At 64.0% G+C, this 18,072-nt stretch carries 19 protein-coding genes; 16 read left to right on the top strand and 3 right to left on the bottom strand.

The window, feature by feature from the left end:
* Positions 1 to 66 precede the first annotated feature (66 nt).
* Positions 67 to 1,404: an MFS transporter gene (locus LDN70_RS20340; RefSeq protein ID WP_166841913.1), complete on the bottom strand. Its 1,338-nt coding sequence runs from the start codon at positions 1,402 to 1,404 to the stop codon at positions 67 to 69.
* Positions 1,405 to 1,610: 206 nt separating this feature from the next.
* Between LDN70_RS20340 and LDN70_RS20335 the strand changes: the two genes are divergently transcribed.
* The 12 genes from LDN70_RS20335 to LDN70_RS20280 all read left to right on the top strand — a co-directional run bounded on the left by LDN70_RS20335 (position 1,611) and on the right by LDN70_RS20280 (position 13,075).
* On the top strand, positions 1,611 to 2,381 hold the full coding sequence (locus LDN70_RS20335) for an IclR family transcriptional regulator (RefSeq protein WP_142937423.1): 771 nt from the start codon (positions 1,611 to 1,613) through the stop codon (positions 2,379 to 2,381).
* Between the two features lie 210 nt (positions 2,382 to 2,591).
* The gene (locus LDN70_RS20330) at positions 2,592 to 3,491 is read left to right on the top strand and encodes a shikimate dehydrogenase (protein WP_142937424.1); all 900 of its coding nucleotides are present in this window, start codon (positions 2,592 to 2,594) and stop codon (positions 3,489 to 3,491) included.
* Complete coding sequence (locus LDN70_RS20325; protein WP_142937425.1) at positions 3,491 to 5,365, top strand: bifunctional sugar phosphate isomerase/epimerase/4-hydroxyphenylpyruvate dioxygenase family protein; 1,875 nt, start codon at positions 3,491 to 3,493, stop codon at positions 5,363 to 5,365. Before LDN70_RS20330 ends, LDN70_RS20325 begins: the two co-directional genes overlap by 1 nt.
* Before the next feature lie 42 nt (positions 5,366 to 5,407).
* Positions 5,408 to 6,277, top strand: coding sequence for a protocatechuate 3,4-dioxygenase subunit beta (pcaH, locus tag LDN70_RS20320; RefSeq protein ID WP_502773753.1), 870 nt, complete (start codon positions 5,408 to 5,410; stop codon positions 6,275 to 6,277).
* Positions 6,278 to 6,282: 5 nt separating this feature from the next.
* Positions 6,283 to 6,882 carry a protocatechuate 3,4-dioxygenase subunit alpha gene (pcaG, locus tag LDN70_RS20315; protein WP_142937427.1) on the top strand — a complete coding sequence of 200 codons (600 nt, stop codon included), beginning with the start codon at positions 6,283 to 6,285 and terminating at the stop codon, positions 6,880 to 6,882.
* Entirely contained in the window at positions 6,879 to 8,294 is a 1,416-nt protein-coding gene (locus LDN70_RS20310) for a lyase family protein (RefSeq protein ID WP_223941247.1), read from the top strand. The genes pcaG and LDN70_RS20310 overlap by 4 nt, the downstream gene beginning before the upstream one ends.
* Positions 8,287 to 9,090, top strand: a complete 804-nt coding sequence (locus LDN70_RS20305; protein ID WP_223941246.1) for an alpha/beta fold hydrolase — start codon at positions 8,287 to 8,289, stop codon at positions 9,088 to 9,090. Before LDN70_RS20310 ends, LDN70_RS20305 begins: the two co-directional genes overlap by 8 nt.
* Positions 9,087 to 9,533, top strand: a complete 447-nt coding sequence (gene pcaC, locus LDN70_RS20300; protein ID WP_223941245.1) for a 4-carboxymuconolactone decarboxylase — start codon at positions 9,087 to 9,089, stop codon at positions 9,531 to 9,533. The genes LDN70_RS20305 and pcaC overlap by 4 nt, the downstream gene beginning before the upstream one ends.
* 22 nt (positions 9,534 to 9,555) lie before the next feature.
* Positions 9,556 to 10,776, top strand: coding sequence for a thiolase family protein (locus LDN70_RS20295; RefSeq protein WP_223941244.1), 1,221 nt, complete (start codon positions 9,556 to 9,558; stop codon positions 10,774 to 10,776).
* A 4-nt stretch (positions 10,777 to 10,780) separates the two neighbouring features.
* Positions 10,781 to 11,482: a 3-oxoacid CoA-transferase subunit A gene (locus LDN70_RS20290; protein ID WP_223941243.1), complete on the top strand. Its 702-nt coding sequence runs from the start codon at positions 10,781 to 10,783 to the stop codon at positions 11,480 to 11,482.
* 2 nt (positions 11,483 to 11,484) lie between these two features.
* Positions 11,485 to 12,153: a 3-oxoacid CoA-transferase subunit B gene (locus LDN70_RS20285; RefSeq protein ID WP_223941242.1), complete on the top strand. Its 669-nt coding sequence runs from the start codon at positions 11,485 to 11,487 to the stop codon at positions 12,151 to 12,153.
* 118 nt (positions 12,154 to 12,271) lie between these two features.
* Positions 12,272 to 13,075 carry an IclR family transcriptional regulator domain-containing protein gene (locus tag LDN70_RS20280; RefSeq protein WP_223941241.1) on the top strand — a complete coding sequence of 268 codons (804 nt, stop codon included), beginning with the start codon at positions 12,272 to 12,274 and terminating at the stop codon, positions 13,073 to 13,075.
* Positions 13,076 to 13,091: 16 nt separating this feature from the next.
* Here LDN70_RS20280 and LDN70_RS20275 read toward each other — a convergent pair whose 3' ends face one another.
* Both LDN70_RS20275 and LDN70_RS20270 read right to left on the bottom strand, forming a co-directional pair.
* Positions 13,092 to 13,436 carry an iron chaperone gene (locus tag LDN70_RS20275; RefSeq protein ID WP_223941240.1) on the bottom strand — a complete coding sequence of 115 codons (345 nt, stop codon included), beginning with the start codon at positions 13,434 to 13,436 and terminating at the stop codon, positions 13,092 to 13,094.
* Positions 13,437 to 13,530: 94 nt separating this feature from the next.
* Positions 13,531 to 13,929: a RidA family protein gene (locus tag LDN70_RS20270; protein WP_223941239.1), complete on the bottom strand. Its 399-nt coding sequence runs from the start codon at positions 13,927 to 13,929 to the stop codon at positions 13,531 to 13,533.
* A gap of 136 nt (positions 13,930 to 14,065) precedes the next feature.
* Here LDN70_RS20270 and LDN70_RS20265 point away from each other — a divergent pair, with 136 nt between their 5' ends.
* From LDN70_RS20265 to LDN70_RS20250, 4 genes are read left to right on the top strand one after another with little or no spacing between them, the layout of a single operon-like run.
* The gene (locus LDN70_RS20265) at positions 14,066 to 14,920 is read left to right on the top strand and encodes a fumarylacetoacetate hydrolase family protein (protein WP_223941238.1); all 855 of its coding nucleotides are present in this window, start codon (positions 14,066 to 14,068) and stop codon (positions 14,918 to 14,920) included.
* Between the two features lie 40 nt (positions 14,921 to 14,960).
* Entirely contained in the window at positions 14,961 to 15,443 is a 483-nt protein-coding gene (locus tag LDN70_RS20260; RefSeq protein ID WP_142937438.1) for a cupin domain-containing protein, read from the top strand.
* A 3-nt stretch (positions 15,444 to 15,446) separates the two neighbouring features.
* Positions 15,447 to 16,319, top strand: a complete 873-nt coding sequence (locus LDN70_RS20255; protein ID WP_223941237.1) for an acyl-CoA thioesterase — start codon at positions 15,447 to 15,449, stop codon at positions 16,317 to 16,319.
* A 59-nt stretch (positions 16,320 to 16,378) separates the two neighbouring features.
* Complete coding sequence (locus LDN70_RS20250; protein WP_223941236.1) at positions 16,379 to 18,067, top strand: AMP-binding protein; 1,689 nt, start codon at positions 16,379 to 16,381, stop codon at positions 18,065 to 18,067.
* The last annotated feature ends 5 nt before the right edge of the window (positions 18,068 to 18,072 follow it).

Raw genomic sequence — 18,072 nt, 5'->3', positions numbered from 1 at the left:
CACGTCACAGGACGTGCCGGGCATTTCCGTTGCTCCAGGCCGAGTAACCGGGCAGGAGCGTCGGGGTTAGACGTGCTGGTGTCGCTTGTGGACGCCGAGTTCCGCAGTGGGCGTCTTGGCTGATTCGCGGGCTGTCATGGCCGAGACAGCTGCGATGACGCAGATGACCGCGGTAAAGATGGAGATCTGGACCCAACCGCCGGGTTTGGTGCCACCCAGGGCGGTGACGATTGCGGGAGCGAAGCCTGCCATCAGGAAGCCGAGCTGCGTACCGATGGCCAAGCCGGAGAAGCGGACCTTGGTGCTGAACATTTCACCGTAGAAGGATGGCCAAACGGCGTTGGCTGCGGCGTATCCGAAGGAGAAGTAGACAACGGAGACCAGGAACATCAGCGGCACGTTGCCGCCCTCCAGGGTCAGCAGGAACACCGGCGTCATGATGGCGCTGGACAAAGCTCCGTAGATGAATACGGGTTTGCGGCCGATCTTGTCCGAGAGCATGCCGAACAGTGGCTGGGTTCCCAGGGCAACAACGTTTGCCGCGACCACCAGCCAGAGCGTGATGGTGCTGTTGACGCCGGCAACGTCCTGGGCGTATTTGATGGCGAGCGTACCAAAGACAGTGCTGACGGCGGCGATGAAGGCGCAGCAGACCACGCGGAGAACATCGCGCCAGTGCAGCCTGAGGAGGTCGGCAACGGGGAGCTTGGAGATCTGGTTGTTCTTCTTGGCTTCGGCGAATGCGGGCGGTTCGTGCAGGGTGCGGCGGATGAAGAAGGCCACCAGTACTACCACAGCGCTGAGCCAGAACGGGATGCGCCAACCGATGCCGTACTTGATGTCATCCGGCAGGGCCACCACGGGGATGAAGACGAGGGCTGCAAGGATTTGGCCACCCTGTGTACCGGTGAGGGTCCAGGAGGTGAAGAAGGAGCGGCGGTTGTCCGGGGCGTGCTCAAGGGTCATGGAGGAAGCGCCGGCCTGCTCGCCTGCAGCGGAGAGGCCCTGGCAGAGCCGGGCGAGGACCAGCAGGGCCGGAGCCCACCAGCCAATGGTCTTGAAGTCGGGGAGGCAGCCGATAACAAATGTGGCTGCCCCCATGAGGACCAGCGTGAACATCAGGACCTTCTGCCTGCCAATGCGGTCACCGAAGTGACCCAGAATCACCGCACCCACGGGGCGGGCAACGTAGGCGAAGCCGAAAGTTGCGAAGGACATGATGGCCGCGTTCGCGTCGGCGGAGGGAAAGAAGACGTGGGGGAAGATCAGGGCCGCGGCAGAGCCGAAGATGAAGAAGTCGTAATACTCGACGGCGCTGCCCAGGAAGCTGGCAAGCGCGGCTTTCTTGGGGGTTCCGGAAGTGGTTTCAGTGCCTGGCGTCGCTGACGGCATTGTTTGGCTCATGGGGTGTTCCTTCTGTGACGACGATGTCGCGGATCTGGCTTCTGTGGGGAGACCCAAGCATGGTGCGGCCGGTCGATCCCTGCATTAGTAACCACATGGTGAGAGCTACTTGTGCAATACAGCAATAGTGGCTGTGAGTGGGGTCACTTGTCAAGAGATGTCACCACCATCTAGAAATAGCTCTCACTATGTGAGAGCATCAAAACATGAGTGTGAAAGAGGACACAAAGACCGACATGGTCGGCAAGGCCTTGAGCCTGTTGGTTCTATTGGGAAATGAACCGCGCGGGGCGAGTGCGGCGGATCTGGCAAGGAGTGCGAATCTCCCGTTCAGCACCACGTACAGACTGCTGGGTTCACTGACCCGCGATGGATTTGTTGACTACGAGCCCGATGGGCGTCGGTACCACTTGGGACTACGCGTCTTCCAGCTCGGCCAGCGCGTTTCCAATCACCACGGCTTCGCGGCAACGGCGCTGCCCGTCCTTCAGCGTGTCACTGAAATTACGCATGAGGCCACCATCTTGTCCGTGCGCGACGGCAATCATCACCTCACTGTAAACAAGGTGGACGGACCCAAGACCTTTCGGGTCACCAGCGACCCCGGTCACCTGGGCGCCTTGCACACTACCTCCGTGGGTAAGGCGATCGTGGCGTTTGAGGATGAGATCGAGCGGAAGAGGCTGCTGGAGGAGCTCCCCCTGGATCCGCTCACCGAGCACACCATTACCGACCGCGACAAGTTCCGCGAGGAGATCGAGCAGGTGCGACGCCAGGGTTACGCGGTGATGGATGAAGAAAACGAGATTGGCATGCGCGCCGTCGCTGTTCCGGTTCTCAACTCACAGGGCCATGCGTTCGCCTCCCTCGCCACGGCCGTCCCGGTGTTCCGCATGAGCATGGAGGAATTGATTGCCCACGTCCCTACCCTGCAGGAGGCCGCGGCTGAACTCGCGGCCCGCCTGCCCCAGCGGTGACCCTCACCCAACCAGGTCGCAATAGTGCGCGTTTAGACGGCTCTAAGCGCGCTTAACTGCTACTTGGTTGGGTGCGCACTGTGGAAATGTTCGCGATAAGAACAAGCGTGCGGAATATGAACACTTGTAGTAATCTAAATAACACCCCGGCTGGAAGCGCCCCAGAAAGCGCCAAAAGCTCGGCGGTGCTGAAGTCAAAGGAGCTTTAGGATGAGCAACCGAGCCGAGTCCGTTCTGGTGGGCCTCGTAGGCGAAGGCGTCATGCCCTCACTCACGCCGCCCATGCACGAACGCGAAGCCGATGTGCAGGGCCTTCGCTTGCTGTACCGCCCCATCGACTTGCTGGAACTGCAGTTGCCGGCCACCGCCGTCGGGGATCTCCTGACGGCGGCGCAGCGCATGGGCTTCAACGGACTGAACATCACGCACCCGTGCAAGCAGTTGGTGCTGGGGCACCTTGATGAAATTTCCGACGACGCCGCGCGCCTGGGTGCCGTCAATACCGTCCTGATTCAGGACGGCCGGCTGATTGGCCACAACACTGACTTCTCCGGCTTCGGCTCGGCGCTCGCGGACGGCCTCCCCGAGGCGCGACTAGACCGCGTAGTTCAGTTAGGTGCAGGCGGTGCCGGTTCCGCCGTCGCCTACGCACTCCTCAAAGCCGGCGTCGGCACCCTGGACCTGGTGGACATGGATCCCGCCCGCGCCGCGGAACGTGCCGCCGAGCTCGGGGGGCTTTTCCCTGAAGCCACCGTTACGCCGCGGAGCATCAACGAGCTGCCCGAGATCATGCCCCTCGCTGACGGCTTGGTGCACTGCACTCCCATCGGCATGGCGGCCCACCCCGGGCTCCCCTTGGACATGGGCCTGGTGGAGCCGCGGCATTGGGTGGCGGACATCGTCTACCGCCCCATCGAAACGCAACTGGTCCGCGAGGCGCGGGCCAAGGGATGCGACGTCCTCGACGGCGGTCGCATGGCAGTCGGTCAGGCAGCCGACGCCTTCCAGCTCATCACTGGACGCGAGGCGGACCGCGATCGCATGCGGGCGCACTTCCTGGAGCTGATCGCCGCCGAAGAAGAGGCACTCTTGGCAAAGGCGGCCAACTGATGCGCACCGGAATCGCCACGGTTTGCCTGTCCGGCACGCTGAAGGAGAAGATGCAGGCCTGCGCGATTGCGGGCTTCGATGGCATCGAGATCTTCGAACAGGACCTCGTCACGTCCCCCCACAGCCCGGAAGAGGTCCGGACAATGGCCGCCGACCTCGGCTTGGGCCTGGATCTCTACCAGCCGTTCCGGGATTTCGACGGCGTCACTCCGGACCTGCTGAAGGCCAACCTCAAGCGGGCCGAGGCCAAGTTCAAGCTCATGTCACGTTTGGGCATGGACACCATCCTGGTCTGCTCCAACGTGGCCACGGCAACCATTGACGACGACGATCTCAGAGCCGAGCAGCTCGCGGAATTGGCAGAGTTGGCCGGGGCGCACGGCGTCAAGGTTGCCTACGAAGCCCTGGCGTGGGGCAAATACGTCAACGACTACGAGCACGCCTACCGCCTGGTTGAGATGGTGGACCACCCCAACCTCGGCACCTGCCTTGACTCCTTCCACATTCTTTCCCGTGACTGGGACACCGCGCCGATCGAGCAGATCAACGCGGAGAAAATCTTCTTCGTTCAGGTTGCCGACGCCCCCAAGCTCTCCATGGACGTGCTGTCCTGGAGCCGCCATTACCGGGTTTTCCCGGGTGAGGGCCAGTTCGAGCTTGCCAAGTTCATGGGCCACGTTGTCCGTGCCGGATACACGGGCCCGGTCTCCCTCGAGGTCTTCAATGATGTCTTCCGCCAGTCGGACACCGAGCGCACCGCCGTGGATGCCATGCGCTCCCTCATCTGGCTGGAGGAACAGAGCGCCAAGTGGCTCGCAAGCACCTCCGTGGCAGATGCACCGGAAGACAAAGCCGCGTCCCGCCGTCGTTATCCCATGGAACTGGCCACGCTGCCCAAGGTGAGCGAACCCGCCGGCTTCAACTTTGCCGAGGTCAAGGCTGACGACACCGCTCAGCTTGAGAAGCTCCTGGGCCAGCTCGGCTTCGGGTTCGAAGGCCGCCACCGCACCAAGGATGTCCAGCTCTGGACCATGGGCCAGGCGCGCGTCATCATCAACGAGCAAGCGGCCTCGCACACCGAACCGGCTATCGCCGCGTTGGGGTTCGACGTCGACTCTCCAGTGATTGCCTCCGCTCGCGCCCAGCAGCTCAAGGCGCCCGTGGTGGCCCGCAAGGTCCAGGCCGACGAGGAAGTCTTCCAAGGCATTTCTGCCCCTGACTCCACCGAGATCTTCCTGTGCCAGGGCAGCCCGGACGGGACGGCGGCGTGGACGCACGAGTTCGGCGAGGGTCTGGAACACGCCTCCAGCGCACAGAACGCCGTCATTGACCACGTCAACCTCGCCCAGCCGTGGCAGCACTTCGACGAAGCCGTCCTCTTCTACACCAGCGCCCTCGCCTTGGAACCGCAACCCTTCGCGGAGGTCCCCAGCCCCAGCGGACTGGTGCGCTCGCAGGTGATGCAGACCAGCAACGGCGCCGTCAGGCTGGTGCTCAACCTGGCTCCGGCCCAGCAGGCACAAGAAAAAGCCCGCAAAACGTACCAGGAACACATCGCGTTCGCCGTGGAAGACCTCGTGGCTACGGCCCGGTCCGCCCGCGATCGTGGCCTCGAGTTCCTCCAGATTCCGGCCAACTATTACGAGGACCTGGACGCCCGGTTCGATCTTGAACCCGGATTCCTGGCCACCCTCAAGGAGCTCAACCTCCTCTATGACCGGGACGCCAACGGCGAGTTCCTCCACTTCTACACGGCCACCGTGGGCAGTGTGTTCTTCGAAATGGTGGAGCGCCGCGGCAACTACGACGGCTACGGGGCGCCCAACGCCCCGGTGCGCCACGCCGTCCAATACGACTCGCTCCACCGGGCTTAGACCCGAAACCAAAGAGAATCCATCAACCGAAAGGAGCCGGCCGTGCTGCAAGAACAGACAGCACCAGCGCTCGAATCCGAGGAGCTCGTGCCCGCCGCTGAGCCACACGCTGCGCACGATTCCAAGAAAGTGGAAACCCAGGCCGATCTCAGTGCTGAGATCAAGGGCATCGGGGACCGCTACGCCGAGGCCCTGAAGAATGGCAAAGGCCCGGAAACCATGCCGCGCCTGGACTACGCCCCTTACCGCAGCAGTATCCTCCGCCACCCCACCAAGAGCCTGCACCACGCGGACCCGGAGACAATCGAGCTCTACTCGCCCGCCTTCGGTCACCAGGATGTGCACGCGCTGGAATCGGACCTGACCATCCAGCACAACGGCGAACCGCAGGGTGAGCGCATCATCGTCGCTGGCCGCGTCCTTGATGGCGATGGGCGTCCTGTAGCGGGACAGCTCGTGGAGATCTGGCAGGCCAATGCCTCCGGCCGCTACATCCACAAGCGCGACCAGCACCCCGCACCGCTGGACCCGAACTTCACCGGCGTCGGGCGTTGCATCACCGGCGACGACGGCTCGTACAGCTTCACCACCATCAAGCCCGGCGCGTACCCGTGGAAGAACCACCTGAACGCCTGGCGTCCGGCCCACATCCACTTCTCCATGTTCGGCTCGGAGTTCACCCAGCGGATCGTCACCCAGATGTACTTCCCGGGCGACCAGCTCTTCCCGCTGGACCCCATCTACCAGTCGATCGTGGACCAGGATGCCCGCGACCGCCTGGTGGCACAGTACGACCACGAGCTGACCAGTCCGGAATGGGCCCTCGGCTACAAATGGGACATCATCCTGACCGGTTCCAAGCGGACCTGGACCGAAAACGAAGCATACGGCGACGCCGGGGACGAGGAGTAAAGCGCATGAGCAAGCTGGCACCCACACCGGGTCAGACCGTTGGCCCTTTCTACGGCTACGCCCTCCCCTTCAATAAGGACAACGAACTCCTGGCGCCGGGCAGCCCCGGCAGCATCCGCCTCCAAGGCACGGTCTACGACGGCGCGGGCAATGCCATTCCGGACGCCATCCTGGAAATCTGGCAGCCGGACTCCGAGGGCAAGATCGTCCAGCGCACCGGCTCCCTGGTCCGCGACGGCTACACCTTCACCGGCTGGGGCCGCGGCTCTGTGGGCAACTCAGGCGTGTACACGTTCACCACAGTCAACCCCGGTCCCACGGCACCGGGTGCTGCTGCGTTCATCTCCGTGGCTGTGTTTGCCCGCGGCCTCATGAACCGCCTCTTCACCCGCGTGTACCTGCCGGAAAACGAGGAAGCACTGGCCAACGATCCCCTGCTGAGCTCCCTGGATCCCGAACGCCGCAAGACCCTGATCGCACGCCGCGATCCCGACGGTGGCCTCACCTGGGACATCCGCCTGCAGGGCGGCGACGAGACCGTGTTCCTGGATTTCCAGCAGGACGGATCGCTGGATCTGGCTTCCGAGGATCAGGCAACCCGATGACCGACGGCGACTTCGGCCTCCTGAGCCCCGTTTCGGCGTCGCCCGCTGTGGCGGCGCTGACGGGCGACCGTGCCGTGATGGCGGCAATCCTCGACGTCGAAGCCTCTTGGGCTTCCGTCCTCGAGGAGGCGGGGCTGGTCCCCGGCGGATCCGCCGCTGTGGTGGCCGAAGCCGCCTCGATCGAGCATTACGACGCTGCCTCAATTGCCGAACGCGCCCAGGGTGGCGGCAACCCGGTCATTCCCTTGCTAGGAGACTTGCGCGCCCGCGTCCGGGAATTGGACTCCGGAATCGGTGCCGGCAAGGCCGTCCACACCTCCCTGACCAGCCAGGACGTTCTCGACTCCGCTCTCATGCTGCTGGCCAGCCGCACCATTTCAGCGTTGCTGGCTGACGTCAAGGGCACGACGACGGCGCTCGCCACCTTGGCGGAGCAGCATGCGGACACGCTGTGCGTGGGCAGGAGCCTGACGCAACACGCGCTTCCGTATACGTTCGGGCTCAAGGCTGCGCAGTGGTTCCAGGGCGTGGCCGCTGCCGCTGCCCGCTTTGAATCCCTGGAATTTCCGGTTCAGTTCGGCGGGGCCGGCGGGACGTTGGCCTCCGGGACCAAGCTGACTACGGGTACTTCCTCCACACCATTTACGCTCGCGGATGGGTTGGCTGCACGCCTTGGGCTGGCCGCAGTCCCGGCCCCTTGGCACACCAACCGGCTGGCCATCACAGCCCTGGGCGACGGCCTCGCTGCCGTCATCGATTCCTTCGGCAAGATCGCTGCCGACCTGCTCTTCCTGAGCCGGCCGGAAGTCGCCGAACTTGGCGAACCCCTGGCTGCCGGGCGGGGTGTTTCCTCGGCCATGCCGCAGAAGCAGAACCCCGTGCTGTCAGTCCTGATCCGCAGCGCAGCGTTGCAGGCTCCTGGTCTTGCCGCGCAACTGCACCTCGCGGCGGCTACCTTCAACGACGAGCGGCCCGATGGCGCCTGGCACAGTGAATGGCCGGCTCTGCGCCAGCTGCTCGCGTTGGCCTTGGGCGCAGCCGGACACCTTCGCGAACTCACCGAAGGCCTCCGGGTCTTCCCGGACGCCATGCGCCGGAACCTCGAGCTCTCGGGACCACTGCTGCTCAGCGAAGGTGTGTCGGCCGCCGTGGCGCCTCTCCTGGGCGAGGACGGAAAACAGAAGCTGCAGGCCGTCGTCGACGAGACCCTGAAGGCGCCCGCCGCCGAGCAGTCCCGGATGTACACCAAGCTGCTGCGCGAAACCGTGCCTGCGGACAAGCTCTCGGACGCCGAACTCGAAGCTCTCCTGGACCCCGCAAGTTACCTCGGCGAGGCAGCGGAGATCAGCCGCCGGGTCCTTGCCGCCTACCCGGATTACGCAGGAACCTCGAAAGGAGCCACTCGTGGCTAAGCCAACCATCAAGGCCGTGCTGCTGTCCCCGCAGCGTGAACTGGGATCCAAACCGCTCTTGGTAGTGGGCCCGTCACTGGGCACGTCCACCATTCTCTGGACGGAAACGGCTGCCCTCCTGGGTGACGAGTACGACGTCATCGGTTGGGACCTCCCGGGCCACGGGATCTCGCCGACCACCACGGAAGGTTTCGATGTTGCGGAACTGGCTGACGCCGTCGTCGATCTTGTTGACTCTGTTGCCCCCGGCGTGGGGTTCCACTACGCCGGTGTTTCGCTGGGCGGGGCCACCGGCCTGCAGCTTGGCATCAAACACGGCAACCGACTCCGCAGCCTGTCCGTCCAGTGCAGCGGCGCTAAGCTCGGCACTCCCGAGGGCTGGTTGGAGCGTGCGGAAACCGTCCGCAGGCTGGGCACCCCGGTGATGATCCAAGGCTCCGCTGAACGCTGGTTCGGGCCGGGCTTCATGGACCGCCAGCCGGACATCAGCAGCCGCCTGCTGCACGCCCTCCGCGACGCCGATCGCTTTGGCTACTCGTTCTGCTGCGAAGCCCTCGCCGCATTCGATGTCCGCGAGCAACTGGGCAGCATCACCGTTCCCACGCAGGTGATTGCCGGCGTCGAGGATTCCGTGGCGCCGCCGTCGATGGCCGAGTCTGTTGCGGACGGGATCCGGACCGGCGGCGGAACGGCAGTGGTGGAAACGCTCGACGGCGTCGCTCACCTGGCGCCCGCAGAAGCGCCGGCCGCTGTGGCCGGCTTGATGCGCACTTTCATGAAGGAGAACGGACGATGAGTACTGTTTCCGGCGATGCTGAACGCAACGGCGCCGTGCAGCCCGATGCCACCGCACAGGACATTTACGACGCCGGCATGGTGGTTCGCCGCGAAGTGCTCGGCGACGCGCACGTGGACCGGGCGAACACCAACAAAGATTCCTTTACCGAGGACTACCAGGACATGATCACCAGGATCGCCTGGGGTGGCATCTGGACGCGGCCCGGCTTGAGCCGGCAAATGCGATCCGCCGTTACCCTCACGGCACTGGTGGCGCACGGTCACTGGGAGGAGCTGGCCATGCACGTCCGGGCTGCCCTCAATAACGGCCTGAGCAGGGACGAAATCAAGGAAATCCTGCTGCAGACCGCCATCTATTGCAGTGTGCCGTCGGCCAATTCCGCGTTCAAGACGGCCCAGAAGGTCTTCGCCGAGATCGACGCGGCCTCCACCCCCAACTAGTCCCCACCCCGAAGGAAATCCCATGAACCAGGCTTTCGTGTACGACGCCGTGCGCACGCCCTTCGGCAAGTTCGGCTCCGGTCTTGCCGCTGTCCGTCCCGACGACCTTGCCGCCCATGTGGTCCGCGAGTCCGTTAAGCGTGCCCCGGGGCTTGATGTTGAGCGAATCGACGAAGTGGTGTTCGGCAACGCCAACGGTGCCGGCGAGGAAAACCGCAACGTGGCCCGCATGGCCACCCTGTTGGCTGGCCTGCCGGTCTCCATTCCGGGCACCAGCGTGAACCGGCTGTGTGGATCCTCGTTGGACGCGGCGATCATCGCCTCGCGCCAGATCAACGCGGGCGACGCCGAACTCATGCTGGTGGGCGGCGCGGAATCCATGAGCCGTGCGCCGTGGGTGCTGCCGAAGACCTCCAAGCCCTACCCGGCCGGCGACATGACGCTCGCTTCAACCACGCTCGGTTGGCGCCTGGTGAACCCGGCCATGAGCAAGGACTGGACCATCTCCCTGGGCGAAGCCACCGAGCGACTCCGTGAAAAGTACGGAATCACCCGGGAGCGGCAGGATGCTTTTGCGGCTGATTCGCACAACCTGGCCGACGCCGCGTGGAACGAAGGCTTCTACGATTCTTTGGTGTCGCAGGTTCCGGGCACTGATCTTGTGCGGGACGAAGGCATCCGTGCCGGTTCTTCGGCGGAGAAGCTTGCCGGGTTGAAGACGGTGTTCCGGGCTGAGTCTGACGGGCCCGACGGCGGCACGGTCACCGCCGGGAATGCCTCGCCTTTGTCTGATGGTGCTTCGGCGGCGTGGATCGGATCCGAAGCTGCGTCTTCCATTCTTGGCTTGGACCCGTTGGCGCGCATCGCCGGGCGTGGTGCCCACGGCAACGATCCCCAGTTCTTCGGTTTCGCCCCGGTGGAAGCCGCGAACAAGGCCCTCGCGAAGGCGGGCATCGGCTGGGACCAGGTGGGCGCCGTCGAACTTAACGAAGCGTTCGCCGCGCAATCGCTGGCGTGCGTTGATGCATGGGGGATCGACCCCTCAATCGTGAACCAGCACGGTGGCGCCATCGCGATGGGCCACCCACTCGGTGCCTCCGGTACCCGCATCCTGGGTACGCTCGCCCGCTCTTTGCAGGCTTCCGGGCAGCGCTGGGGAGTTGCGGCGATCTGCATCGGCGTGGGCCAGGGCCTGGCCGTGGTGCTGGAAAACGTTTCTGCCGGAGTTTCAGAAGGAGTCTAGGGCGATGCTGAATTTCATTGACACTGTTGGCGAGGCTGTCGCCGGCATCAAGGACGGTTCCACCGTGATGATCGGCGGGTTCGGTAACGCCGGGCAGCCGTTCGAACTGATCGACGCGCTGATGGACTGCGGCGCGAAGGACCTGACCGTGGTGAACAACAACGCCGGCCAGGGCGATCAGGGCCTCGCGTTGCTGATCAAGGAGGGCCGAGTCCGCAAGATGATCTGCTCGTTCCCGCGGCAGTCCGATTCCTGGCATTTCGACGCCAAGTTTCACTCCGGTGAGATCGAGCTGGAACTGGTCCCGCAGGGCAACCTGGCCGAGCGCATCCGTGCTGCCGGTGCCGGTATCGGTGGGTTCTTCACGCCCACCGGTTACGGCACCACGTTGGCTGAGGGCAAGGAAACCCGGTTGTTGGATGGAAAGTGGCAGGTGTTTGAGACGCCGATCCATGCCGACGTCGCCCTCATCAAGGCACTCAAGTCCGATGGCAAGGGCAACCTCGTTTACCGCAAGACGGCCCGGAACTTCGGCCCCATCATGGCCGCCGCTGCCAAGCACACCATCGTGCAGGTCTCGGAGATCGTGCCTACCGGTTCCCTGGATCCGGAAAACGTAGTGACGCCGGGGATTTACGTCAACAGTGTGGTCCGCGTCGATTCTGCCGGCGGCGGAGTCGGCACCAGCACAGAGAAGGTGGTCTGAGCATGAGCACCCAAACAAGCATCCAGACCTCGGAGAAGCCGCTGGGCCGCGACGAGCTCGCCCAGTTGGTGGCCCGCGACATCGCCCCGGGCTCGTTCGTGAACCTGGGCATCGGCCAGCCCACGCTCGTGTCCAACTACCTCACCGAGGAACAAAACATCACCCTCCACACGGAGAACGGGATGCTCGGCATGGGCCCGGCAGCTGAGGGCGACGAGATCGACGGCGACTTGATCAACGCCGGCAAGATTCCCGTCACCGAACTGCCCGGGGCCTCGTACTTCCACCACGCCGACTCGTTCGCGATCATGCGCGGCGGGCACTTGGACATCTGCGTGCTCGGCGCTTTCCAGGTCTCCGCCACCGGCGACCTCGCCAACTGGCACACCGGCGCCCCGGACGCCATCCCGGCCGTGGGCGGTGCGATGGACCTCGCAACCGGTGCCAAGGACGTCTTCGTGATGATGACCTTGCTGACCCGCGAAGGCGTGTCCAAGCTCGTGGAACACTGCACCTACCCGATCACCGGCGTCGGCTGCGTCACCCGCGTGTACACGGACAAAGCCGTGTTCCTCACAGGCCCCGACGGCGTCACCGTCCGCGAAACCTTCGGCTGCACCTTCGAGGAAATCCAGGAGCTCGTACCGCTGCCCCTGAAGAAGCCGGCCTAAGGGAGGCAGAGTAGGCCTCGCAAGTTCCGGCCCCCGCGTTGTGAGGCCCGCTCTGCAGGGTTTTCGGGGCGTGAGTCCTGCAGAGTAGGCCTCGCAACGCGATTTAGGATTGGTAACCATGACCGACTCCGCAATTACCCCCCAGGCAAGCGATCAGTATGTGCAGTCGCTGGCCCGGGGACTTGCCGTGATCCGGGCGTTCGACGCGAACAACCCCGTGATGACACTCAGCGAAGTCGCGGCCCGCACCGATCTGACCCGTGCCACGGCCCGGAGGTTCCTGCACACCTTGGTTGAGCTGGGCTATGTCCGCACCGATGGCAAGACGTTCGCGCTCACGGCCAAGGTGCTGCAGCTCGGATACTCGTATCTGTCAGCGCTGTCTATTCCGCAGCTTGCCCAGCCGCACTTGGAACAACTGAGCCTAAAGCTGGGGGAGTCCACCTCTGCCGCGGTGCTGGACGGACCGGATATTTTCTACGTGGCCCGCGTTGCCACCCGCAGGATCATGAACGTCGGCATCACGGTTGGCACCCGCTTCCCGGCGTACGCCACGTCCATGGGTCGCGTGCTGCTCGCCGGATTGCCGCAGGCTAGGTTGGAGGCTTACCTCTCGACGGCGGAACTCACCCCGCTCACCCCGCGGACCGTCGCCAGCGCCTCCGACTTGAGGGCCGCCGTCGAACATGTCCGCAGGCAGGGGTGGTGCCTCCTGGACCAGGAGCTGGAACTTGGGCTGATGTCCATCGCAGCACCGGTGTGGAACCACAACAACGGCGACAACGTGGCTGCGATCAACGTGTCCCTGCAGGCCCAGGCCGTTGCTGCCCAGCCGGACCCGGAGAAGTATCTGGAGGGCGTGCGCCAGGAAGTGGTGGCCACCGCGCAGGCAATCTCCCAAGACGTCTCCGCGAAGCACTAGCCGGTTCGAGCACTGACTACTTCCGGATCGCAGCCAATCGGGTCTCAAGGATCCGGCGGACCATCGAGTCCGGCACGGGGTTGTCCGCCGAGAACCGCAGCGTCCCCGGCGACCATGAGTAGCCCCCCAGCTCTTCGGACATTTCCGGCAGGATCTGCCCACTAAACGGGTACAGGGCAAGGTGCTTCTTGGTTTCGAGCACGCTCACAAAGCCCTTGCCATCAACCAGCAAAGCGGGCATCCCGTAGCTGACGCCTTCTTCGGCGTCGGGGGCCAACTCGCGGGCGATCGCCACAATTCGCTCCAGAATTGGGCGGTTGCCCTCGCTGACGCCCGCAAGATATTCGGTGACGGTTCCCATGGCTCAATCCTGCGCCATCGACGGGAGTTTTTGTACAGCTAATGACCTCTAGAAGCGGTTTTAGGGGCGGTATCTGTACAAAAACTCCAGAGGTTTAGCGTTCCGGGATCACCGCGATGCCCTGAATTTCGATCAGTGCTTCCTTCTGCCACAGGCGCGTGACACCGATGCCTGCCATGGCGGGGTAGTGCGATCCCGCCATTTCGCGCCAGATGCGTCCGATTTCGCGGCCGTTGGCCATGTAGTCGTCAACGTCCGTGAGGTAGATGGTCACGTTGACAAGGTCTTCGGGCTGTCCGCCGGCCTCGCGCAGGGTGGTGATCACGTTGGAGAACGCCTGCGTGAACTGTTCCACGATGCCGCCGGGAACGATCTTCATGTTCTTGTCCAAAGCCGTCTGCCCGCCCAGGAAGACGGTGTTGCCGGCCAGGATGCCGTGCGCAAAACCCGATGGTTTGGGCAGCGATTCCGGGTTGATCGTTGTGTGGCTCATGCTGTTCCTCCTCGTTGTGGCAACTGCAAAAACTTTTGGAAAGCCTCTGTGCAGATCATTTCTGCCGTGCTACGTTGAGCATATGTGACGATCGTAAAAAAGTCGACACATCATAAAATCTCGAAGGGAACCCGCAATGAAACTCGCCACCCTGCGCACGGCCAACGGAGGAACGACGGCGGCACTCGCCACGGGCGCCGACTCTTACCTCACCCTGCCCGCCGATGACGTCGGCGCGCTCCTGGCTCGGCCGGACTGGCGGAACGCTGTTGAAGAGGCTGCAGCGTCGAAGGAGCAGACCATAGTTGCGGCCGCCGACGCTGACCTCGCCCCGCTCCTTCCCCGGGCCGGCAAAGTCATCTGCTGCGGCTTGAACTATGGGGACCACATCCAGGAAATGGGCCGCGAACTTCCCGAATACCCCACACTGTTCGCCAAGTATGCGGACACCTTGGTGGGGGCTGAAGACGCCGTAGAAGTCCACGGCAGCGGCCGTGTCGACTGGGAAGCCGAGCTGGCCGTCGTCGTAGGTTCTGAACTGTTCCATGCAGACGAAGACCAGGCCCGTGCGGCCATTGCCGGGTACACGGTGGCCAACGACGTCTCCATGCGCGACTGGCAGAACCGGACCCTGCAGTGGTTCCAGGGCAAGGCCTGGGACGGCACAACCCCCGTGGGCCCGGTCATGGTCACCGCGGACGAGGCGGACCAACACTTCAACGTCCGCGGATACGTCAACGGCGAGCTTGTGCAGCAGGGAAACACCAGCACCCTGGTATTCGGCCCGGCACAGCTGCTGTCCTACATCTCGCAATTCACCGCTCTGCGTCCCGGCGACCTCGTCCTTACCGGAACACCCGGGGGAGTGGGCATGGGAATGACCCCGCCTCGCTTCCTTAAGGACGGCGACGTCCTCACTACGGAAATCGACGGGATCGGCCGGTTGGAGAATCAGTTCCGAATCCACGCACCCGTCGCAGTCCCCGCCTGACAGCAATCGTCCAGAACCACCAGATAAAAGGAGAAAACCCATGAGCCAGACCACTACCGAGTACCAACTCGAAGGCGATAACTCCATCTACGCGCAGGCTGACGGCAAGGTTGTCCCGGTTGTCACCCGCGCCGGAGCTGAGGACACCAACACTGCGCAGTCCGGCGACTGCATCCGCGTGTCCGGCGTCAGCATCCAGCACACCCCGGCAACCAAGATCTGGTTCGGCCAAGTGTCCAACACCCCCGGGTACCGCTCACTTCCGCACCACCACGGCGAGGCTGAGACCGGCGGCTATGTGTTACGTGGCCACGGCCGCATCTACTTCGGCGAGAACTACTCGGAGTTCATCGACATGAAGGCCGGCGACTGGGTTTTCGTGCCGCCGTTCATGCCCCACGTTGAAGCCAACATGTCCATCACGGAAGAACTCGTCTGGCTCACAGCGCGCACGCCGGAGAACCTCGTGGTGAACCTCGAAGACGTGGCTGACGAAACCCTCGCCGACTACCGCCGGGCCTAAGCCATGATCACTGGAACCCTGACGTCCGAGACCTTCCTTAAGGCAGTTGAACTAACGCCCACAGCGGCCGAGGTGTTCGACGAAGCCTATGAAGCAACCACCCAGTACGTGCCGTGGCCAAAAGCCTATGGTGGAGACATGGTGGCACAGGCGGCGGCCGCGATGATGCGGTCCGTTGAAGCTGACAGGACTCTGCACTCGATGCACAGCTACTTCATGCGTCCCGTGGATATCGGTTCCAGTGTCCGGTACGAAGTGGAGCGCCTGCGGGATGGCCGAGGGTATTCCACCCGCACGGTCCGGGGTTTCCAGAACGGCAAGGCCGTGTACGCGGCCATGGGTTCGTTCCAGGTCCCTGAGAGCGGCCCGGACTTCCAGCCCGAGGCTCCTGCCGCCGTCGAGCCTGAATCGCTGCGGACTGCGGCCGAAGCGCTGGACGGCGTGGACGGCCAAGCCGCGGAGTACTGGTCGACGGGCCGTAGCTTCGATATGCGCCATATTCCAGGGCCGGTATATATCGATCTCGAGGGCGGTTCCGTGCCGCAGCAGGCCATTTGGGTCAAGGCTTTTGACGCCCTGCCCGACGACGCCGACCTCCACCGCACAGCGCTGGCTTACGTCTGCGATTACACAATTTTGGAGCCGCTGCTCCGGGTGAACGGACTCAACTGGTCCAGCCCGGGACTCGCGACCGCCAGCTTGGACCACTCCATGTGGTTCCACCGCGATGGTCGCGCCGACGACTGGGTGCTCTACGCCCAGGACGCCATTTCCGGTCAAAGCAACAGGGGCCTCGCCATGGGCCGCTTCTTCGATCGTCAGGGAAGGCTGCTTGCCACGGTCGCCCAAGAGGGCATGATTCGGGCTGGCACCTAAACAGCATTAGATCTCCGCCAACCATCCGCTTCAACGACGCACCACTGAAAGGACCGGCCATGAGCATGATGCCATCGGCCCACGTGGACACGTTTACCCGCGACCACCTGCCGCCCGCCGATACTTGGCCTGCGCTTGAATTCACCCTTCCCGAACTCCACTACCCGGAGCGGCTCAACGCTGCGGCGGTACTGATCGACGACGCTGTTGAGCAGTACGGCCCAGACCGTCCCGCCCTGTGGACCCCTGACGGCTCGGTATGGACCTACGGTCAGCTCCAGCAGCGTTCCAACCAGGTGGCACAGGTCCTCACCGAAGACCTCGGTGTCGTTCCGGGCAACCGCGTGTTGTTGCGCGGACCCAACAACCCTTGGATCGTGGCTGCCTGGCTGGGTGTCCTGAAAGCCGGCGCCGTAGTAGTCACCACCATGCCCATGCTGCGCTCCACCGAGGTCTCCACCCTCATCCAACTCACCAAACCCGTGGTCGCCATCTCTGATCACCGGTTCGTGGACGAGCTCGCGATCGCGGCGGCGGATGAGGTCAAGGTCCTGACGTACGGGGCCGGCAATGGATTCGACGACGACGGCGACCTCGCCTCGCGCTGCGAGCACAAGAGCGGCAAGTTCACGGCAGTGGACACAGCCGCGGACGACGTCGCCCTGTTAGGACCGACGTCGGGCACCACCGGCGTGCCCAAGGTGACTATGCATTTCCACCGGGACATCCTGGCCAACGCGGATACTTTCGCCCGTTACATCCTGGAACCAACTGCAGATGACGTGTTCGCGGGTTCCCCGCCCTTGGCGTTCACGTTCGGACTTGGCGGTTTGGTGGTCTTCCCGCTCAGGTTCGGCGCGTCGTCGCTACTCACAGAGAAGGCCGGGCCGGTGGAGCTTGCTGAAGCCGCAGCCGCGGCAGGAGCCAGCATCCTCTTCACCGCACCCACGGCTTACCGGGCCATCCTGAAAGAGAAGCGCGGAGACCTCCTCAGGGGCCTGCGTATGGCCGTCTCCGCCGGAGAGCATCTCTCCAAGGAAACCTGGGAAGCGGTGCATGAGGCCACGGGTTTGCGGCTGATCAACGGGATTGGCGCCACGGAAATGCTGCACGTCTTCATTTCCGCGGCAGGGGACGATATCCGCCCTGGGACCACTGGCCGCGCGGTGCCGGGCTTCAGGGCCACCATCCTGGACGACGACGGCAACGAACTCGGCCCGGGCAACATCGGCCGCCTGGCAGTGATCGGCCCCACCGGATGCCGCTACCTCGACGACGCACGGCAGGCCAACTACGTGGTCCGTGGCTGGAACGTCACCGGTGACACGTTCGCCATGGATGCCGACGGGTACTTCACCTACCAGGCACGCTCAGACAACATGATCGTCTCCTCCGGCTACAACATCGGTGCGCCCGAGGTTGAGACGGCCATCGACCAGCACCCGGATGTTGTGGAAAACGCGGTCATCGGGGTTCCGGATGAAGAGCGCGGCAGCATCGTCTGCGCATTCGTCGTCCTGCGCGAAGGCGTCACTGGCGACGCCGGGAAGCGCAAGGAAATCCAGGACTTCGTGAAGCAAACCATCGCCCCGTACAAGTACCCGCGGGATGTCCGCTTCGTCAACGAACTGCCCCGCAATCCCAGCGGCAAACTCCAGCACTTCAAGCTCCGCGACAGGGTCCTCGCGCAGGACAAAACAGCGAGCCAGACCGAACAACTTACCCCCGCCGGCCAGAGCCAGGCTTGAGAAGG

It is taken from the genome of Arthrobacter sp. StoSoilB22 (assembly GCF_019977315.1).
GTDB lineage: Bacteria > Actinomycetota > Actinomycetes > Actinomycetales > Micrococcaceae > Arthrobacter.
This window is presented reverse-complemented; position numbering and strand designations above follow the sequence as displayed.

Excerpts from the sequence above, each read along its gene's own strand:
- LDN70_RS20340 (WP_166841913.1), bottom strand. The coding sequence starts at position 1,404 with ATGAGCCAAACAATGCCGTCAGCGACGCCAGGCACTGAAACCACTTCC.
- LDN70_RS20335 (WP_142937423.1), top strand. The coding sequence starts at position 1,611 with ATGAGTGTGAAAGAGGACACAAAGACCGACATGGTCGGCAAGGCCTTG.
- LDN70_RS20330 (WP_142937424.1), top strand. The coding sequence starts at position 2,592 with ATGAGCAACCGAGCCGAGTCCGTTCTGGTGGGCCTCGTAGGCGAAGGC.
- LDN70_RS20325 (WP_142937425.1), top strand. The coding sequence starts at position 3,491 with ATGCGCACCGGAATCGCCACGGTTTGCCTGTCCGGCACGCTGAAGGAG.
- pcaG (WP_142937427.1), top strand. The coding sequence starts at position 6,283 with ATGAGCAAGCTGGCACCCACACCGGGTCAGACCGTTGGCCCTTTCTAC.
- LDN70_RS20310 (WP_223941247.1), top strand. The coding sequence starts at position 6,879 with ATGACCGACGGCGACTTCGGCCTCCTGAGCCCCGTTTCGGCGTCGCCC.
- pcaC (WP_223941245.1), top strand. The coding sequence starts at position 9,087 with ATGAGTACTGTTTCCGGCGATGCTGAACGCAACGGCGCCGTGCAGCCC.
- LDN70_RS20295 (WP_223941244.1), top strand. The coding sequence starts at position 9,556 with ATGAACCAGGCTTTCGTGTACGACGCCGTGCGCACGCCCTTCGGCAAG.
- LDN70_RS20290 (WP_223941243.1), top strand. The coding sequence starts at position 10,781 with ATGCTGAATTTCATTGACACTGTTGGCGAGGCTGTCGCCGGCATCAAG.
- LDN70_RS20285 (WP_223941242.1), top strand. The coding sequence starts at position 11,485 with ATGAGCACCCAAACAAGCATCCAGACCTCGGAGAAGCCGCTGGGCCGC.
- LDN70_RS20280 (WP_223941241.1), top strand. The coding sequence starts at position 12,272 with ATGACCGACTCCGCAATTACCCCCCAGGCAAGCGATCAGTATGTGCAG.
- LDN70_RS20275 (WP_223941240.1), bottom strand. The coding sequence starts at position 13,436 with ATGGGAACCGTCACCGAATATCTTGCGGGCGTCAGCGAGGGCAACCGC.
- LDN70_RS20270 (WP_223941239.1), bottom strand. The coding sequence starts at position 13,929 with ATGAGCCACACAACGATCAACCCGGAATCGCTGCCCAAACCATCGGGT.
- LDN70_RS20265 (WP_223941238.1), top strand. The coding sequence starts at position 14,066 with ATGAAACTCGCCACCCTGCGCACGGCCAACGGAGGAACGACGGCGGCA.
- LDN70_RS20260 (WP_142937438.1), top strand. The coding sequence starts at position 14,961 with ATGAGCCAGACCACTACCGAGTACCAACTCGAAGGCGATAACTCCATC.
- LDN70_RS20255 (WP_223941237.1), top strand. The coding sequence starts at position 15,447 with ATGATCACTGGAACCCTGACGTCCGAGACCTTCCTTAAGGCAGTTGAA.
- LDN70_RS20250 (WP_223941236.1), top strand. The coding sequence starts at position 16,379 with ATGAGCATGATGCCATCGGCCCACGTGGACACGTTTACCCGCGACCAC.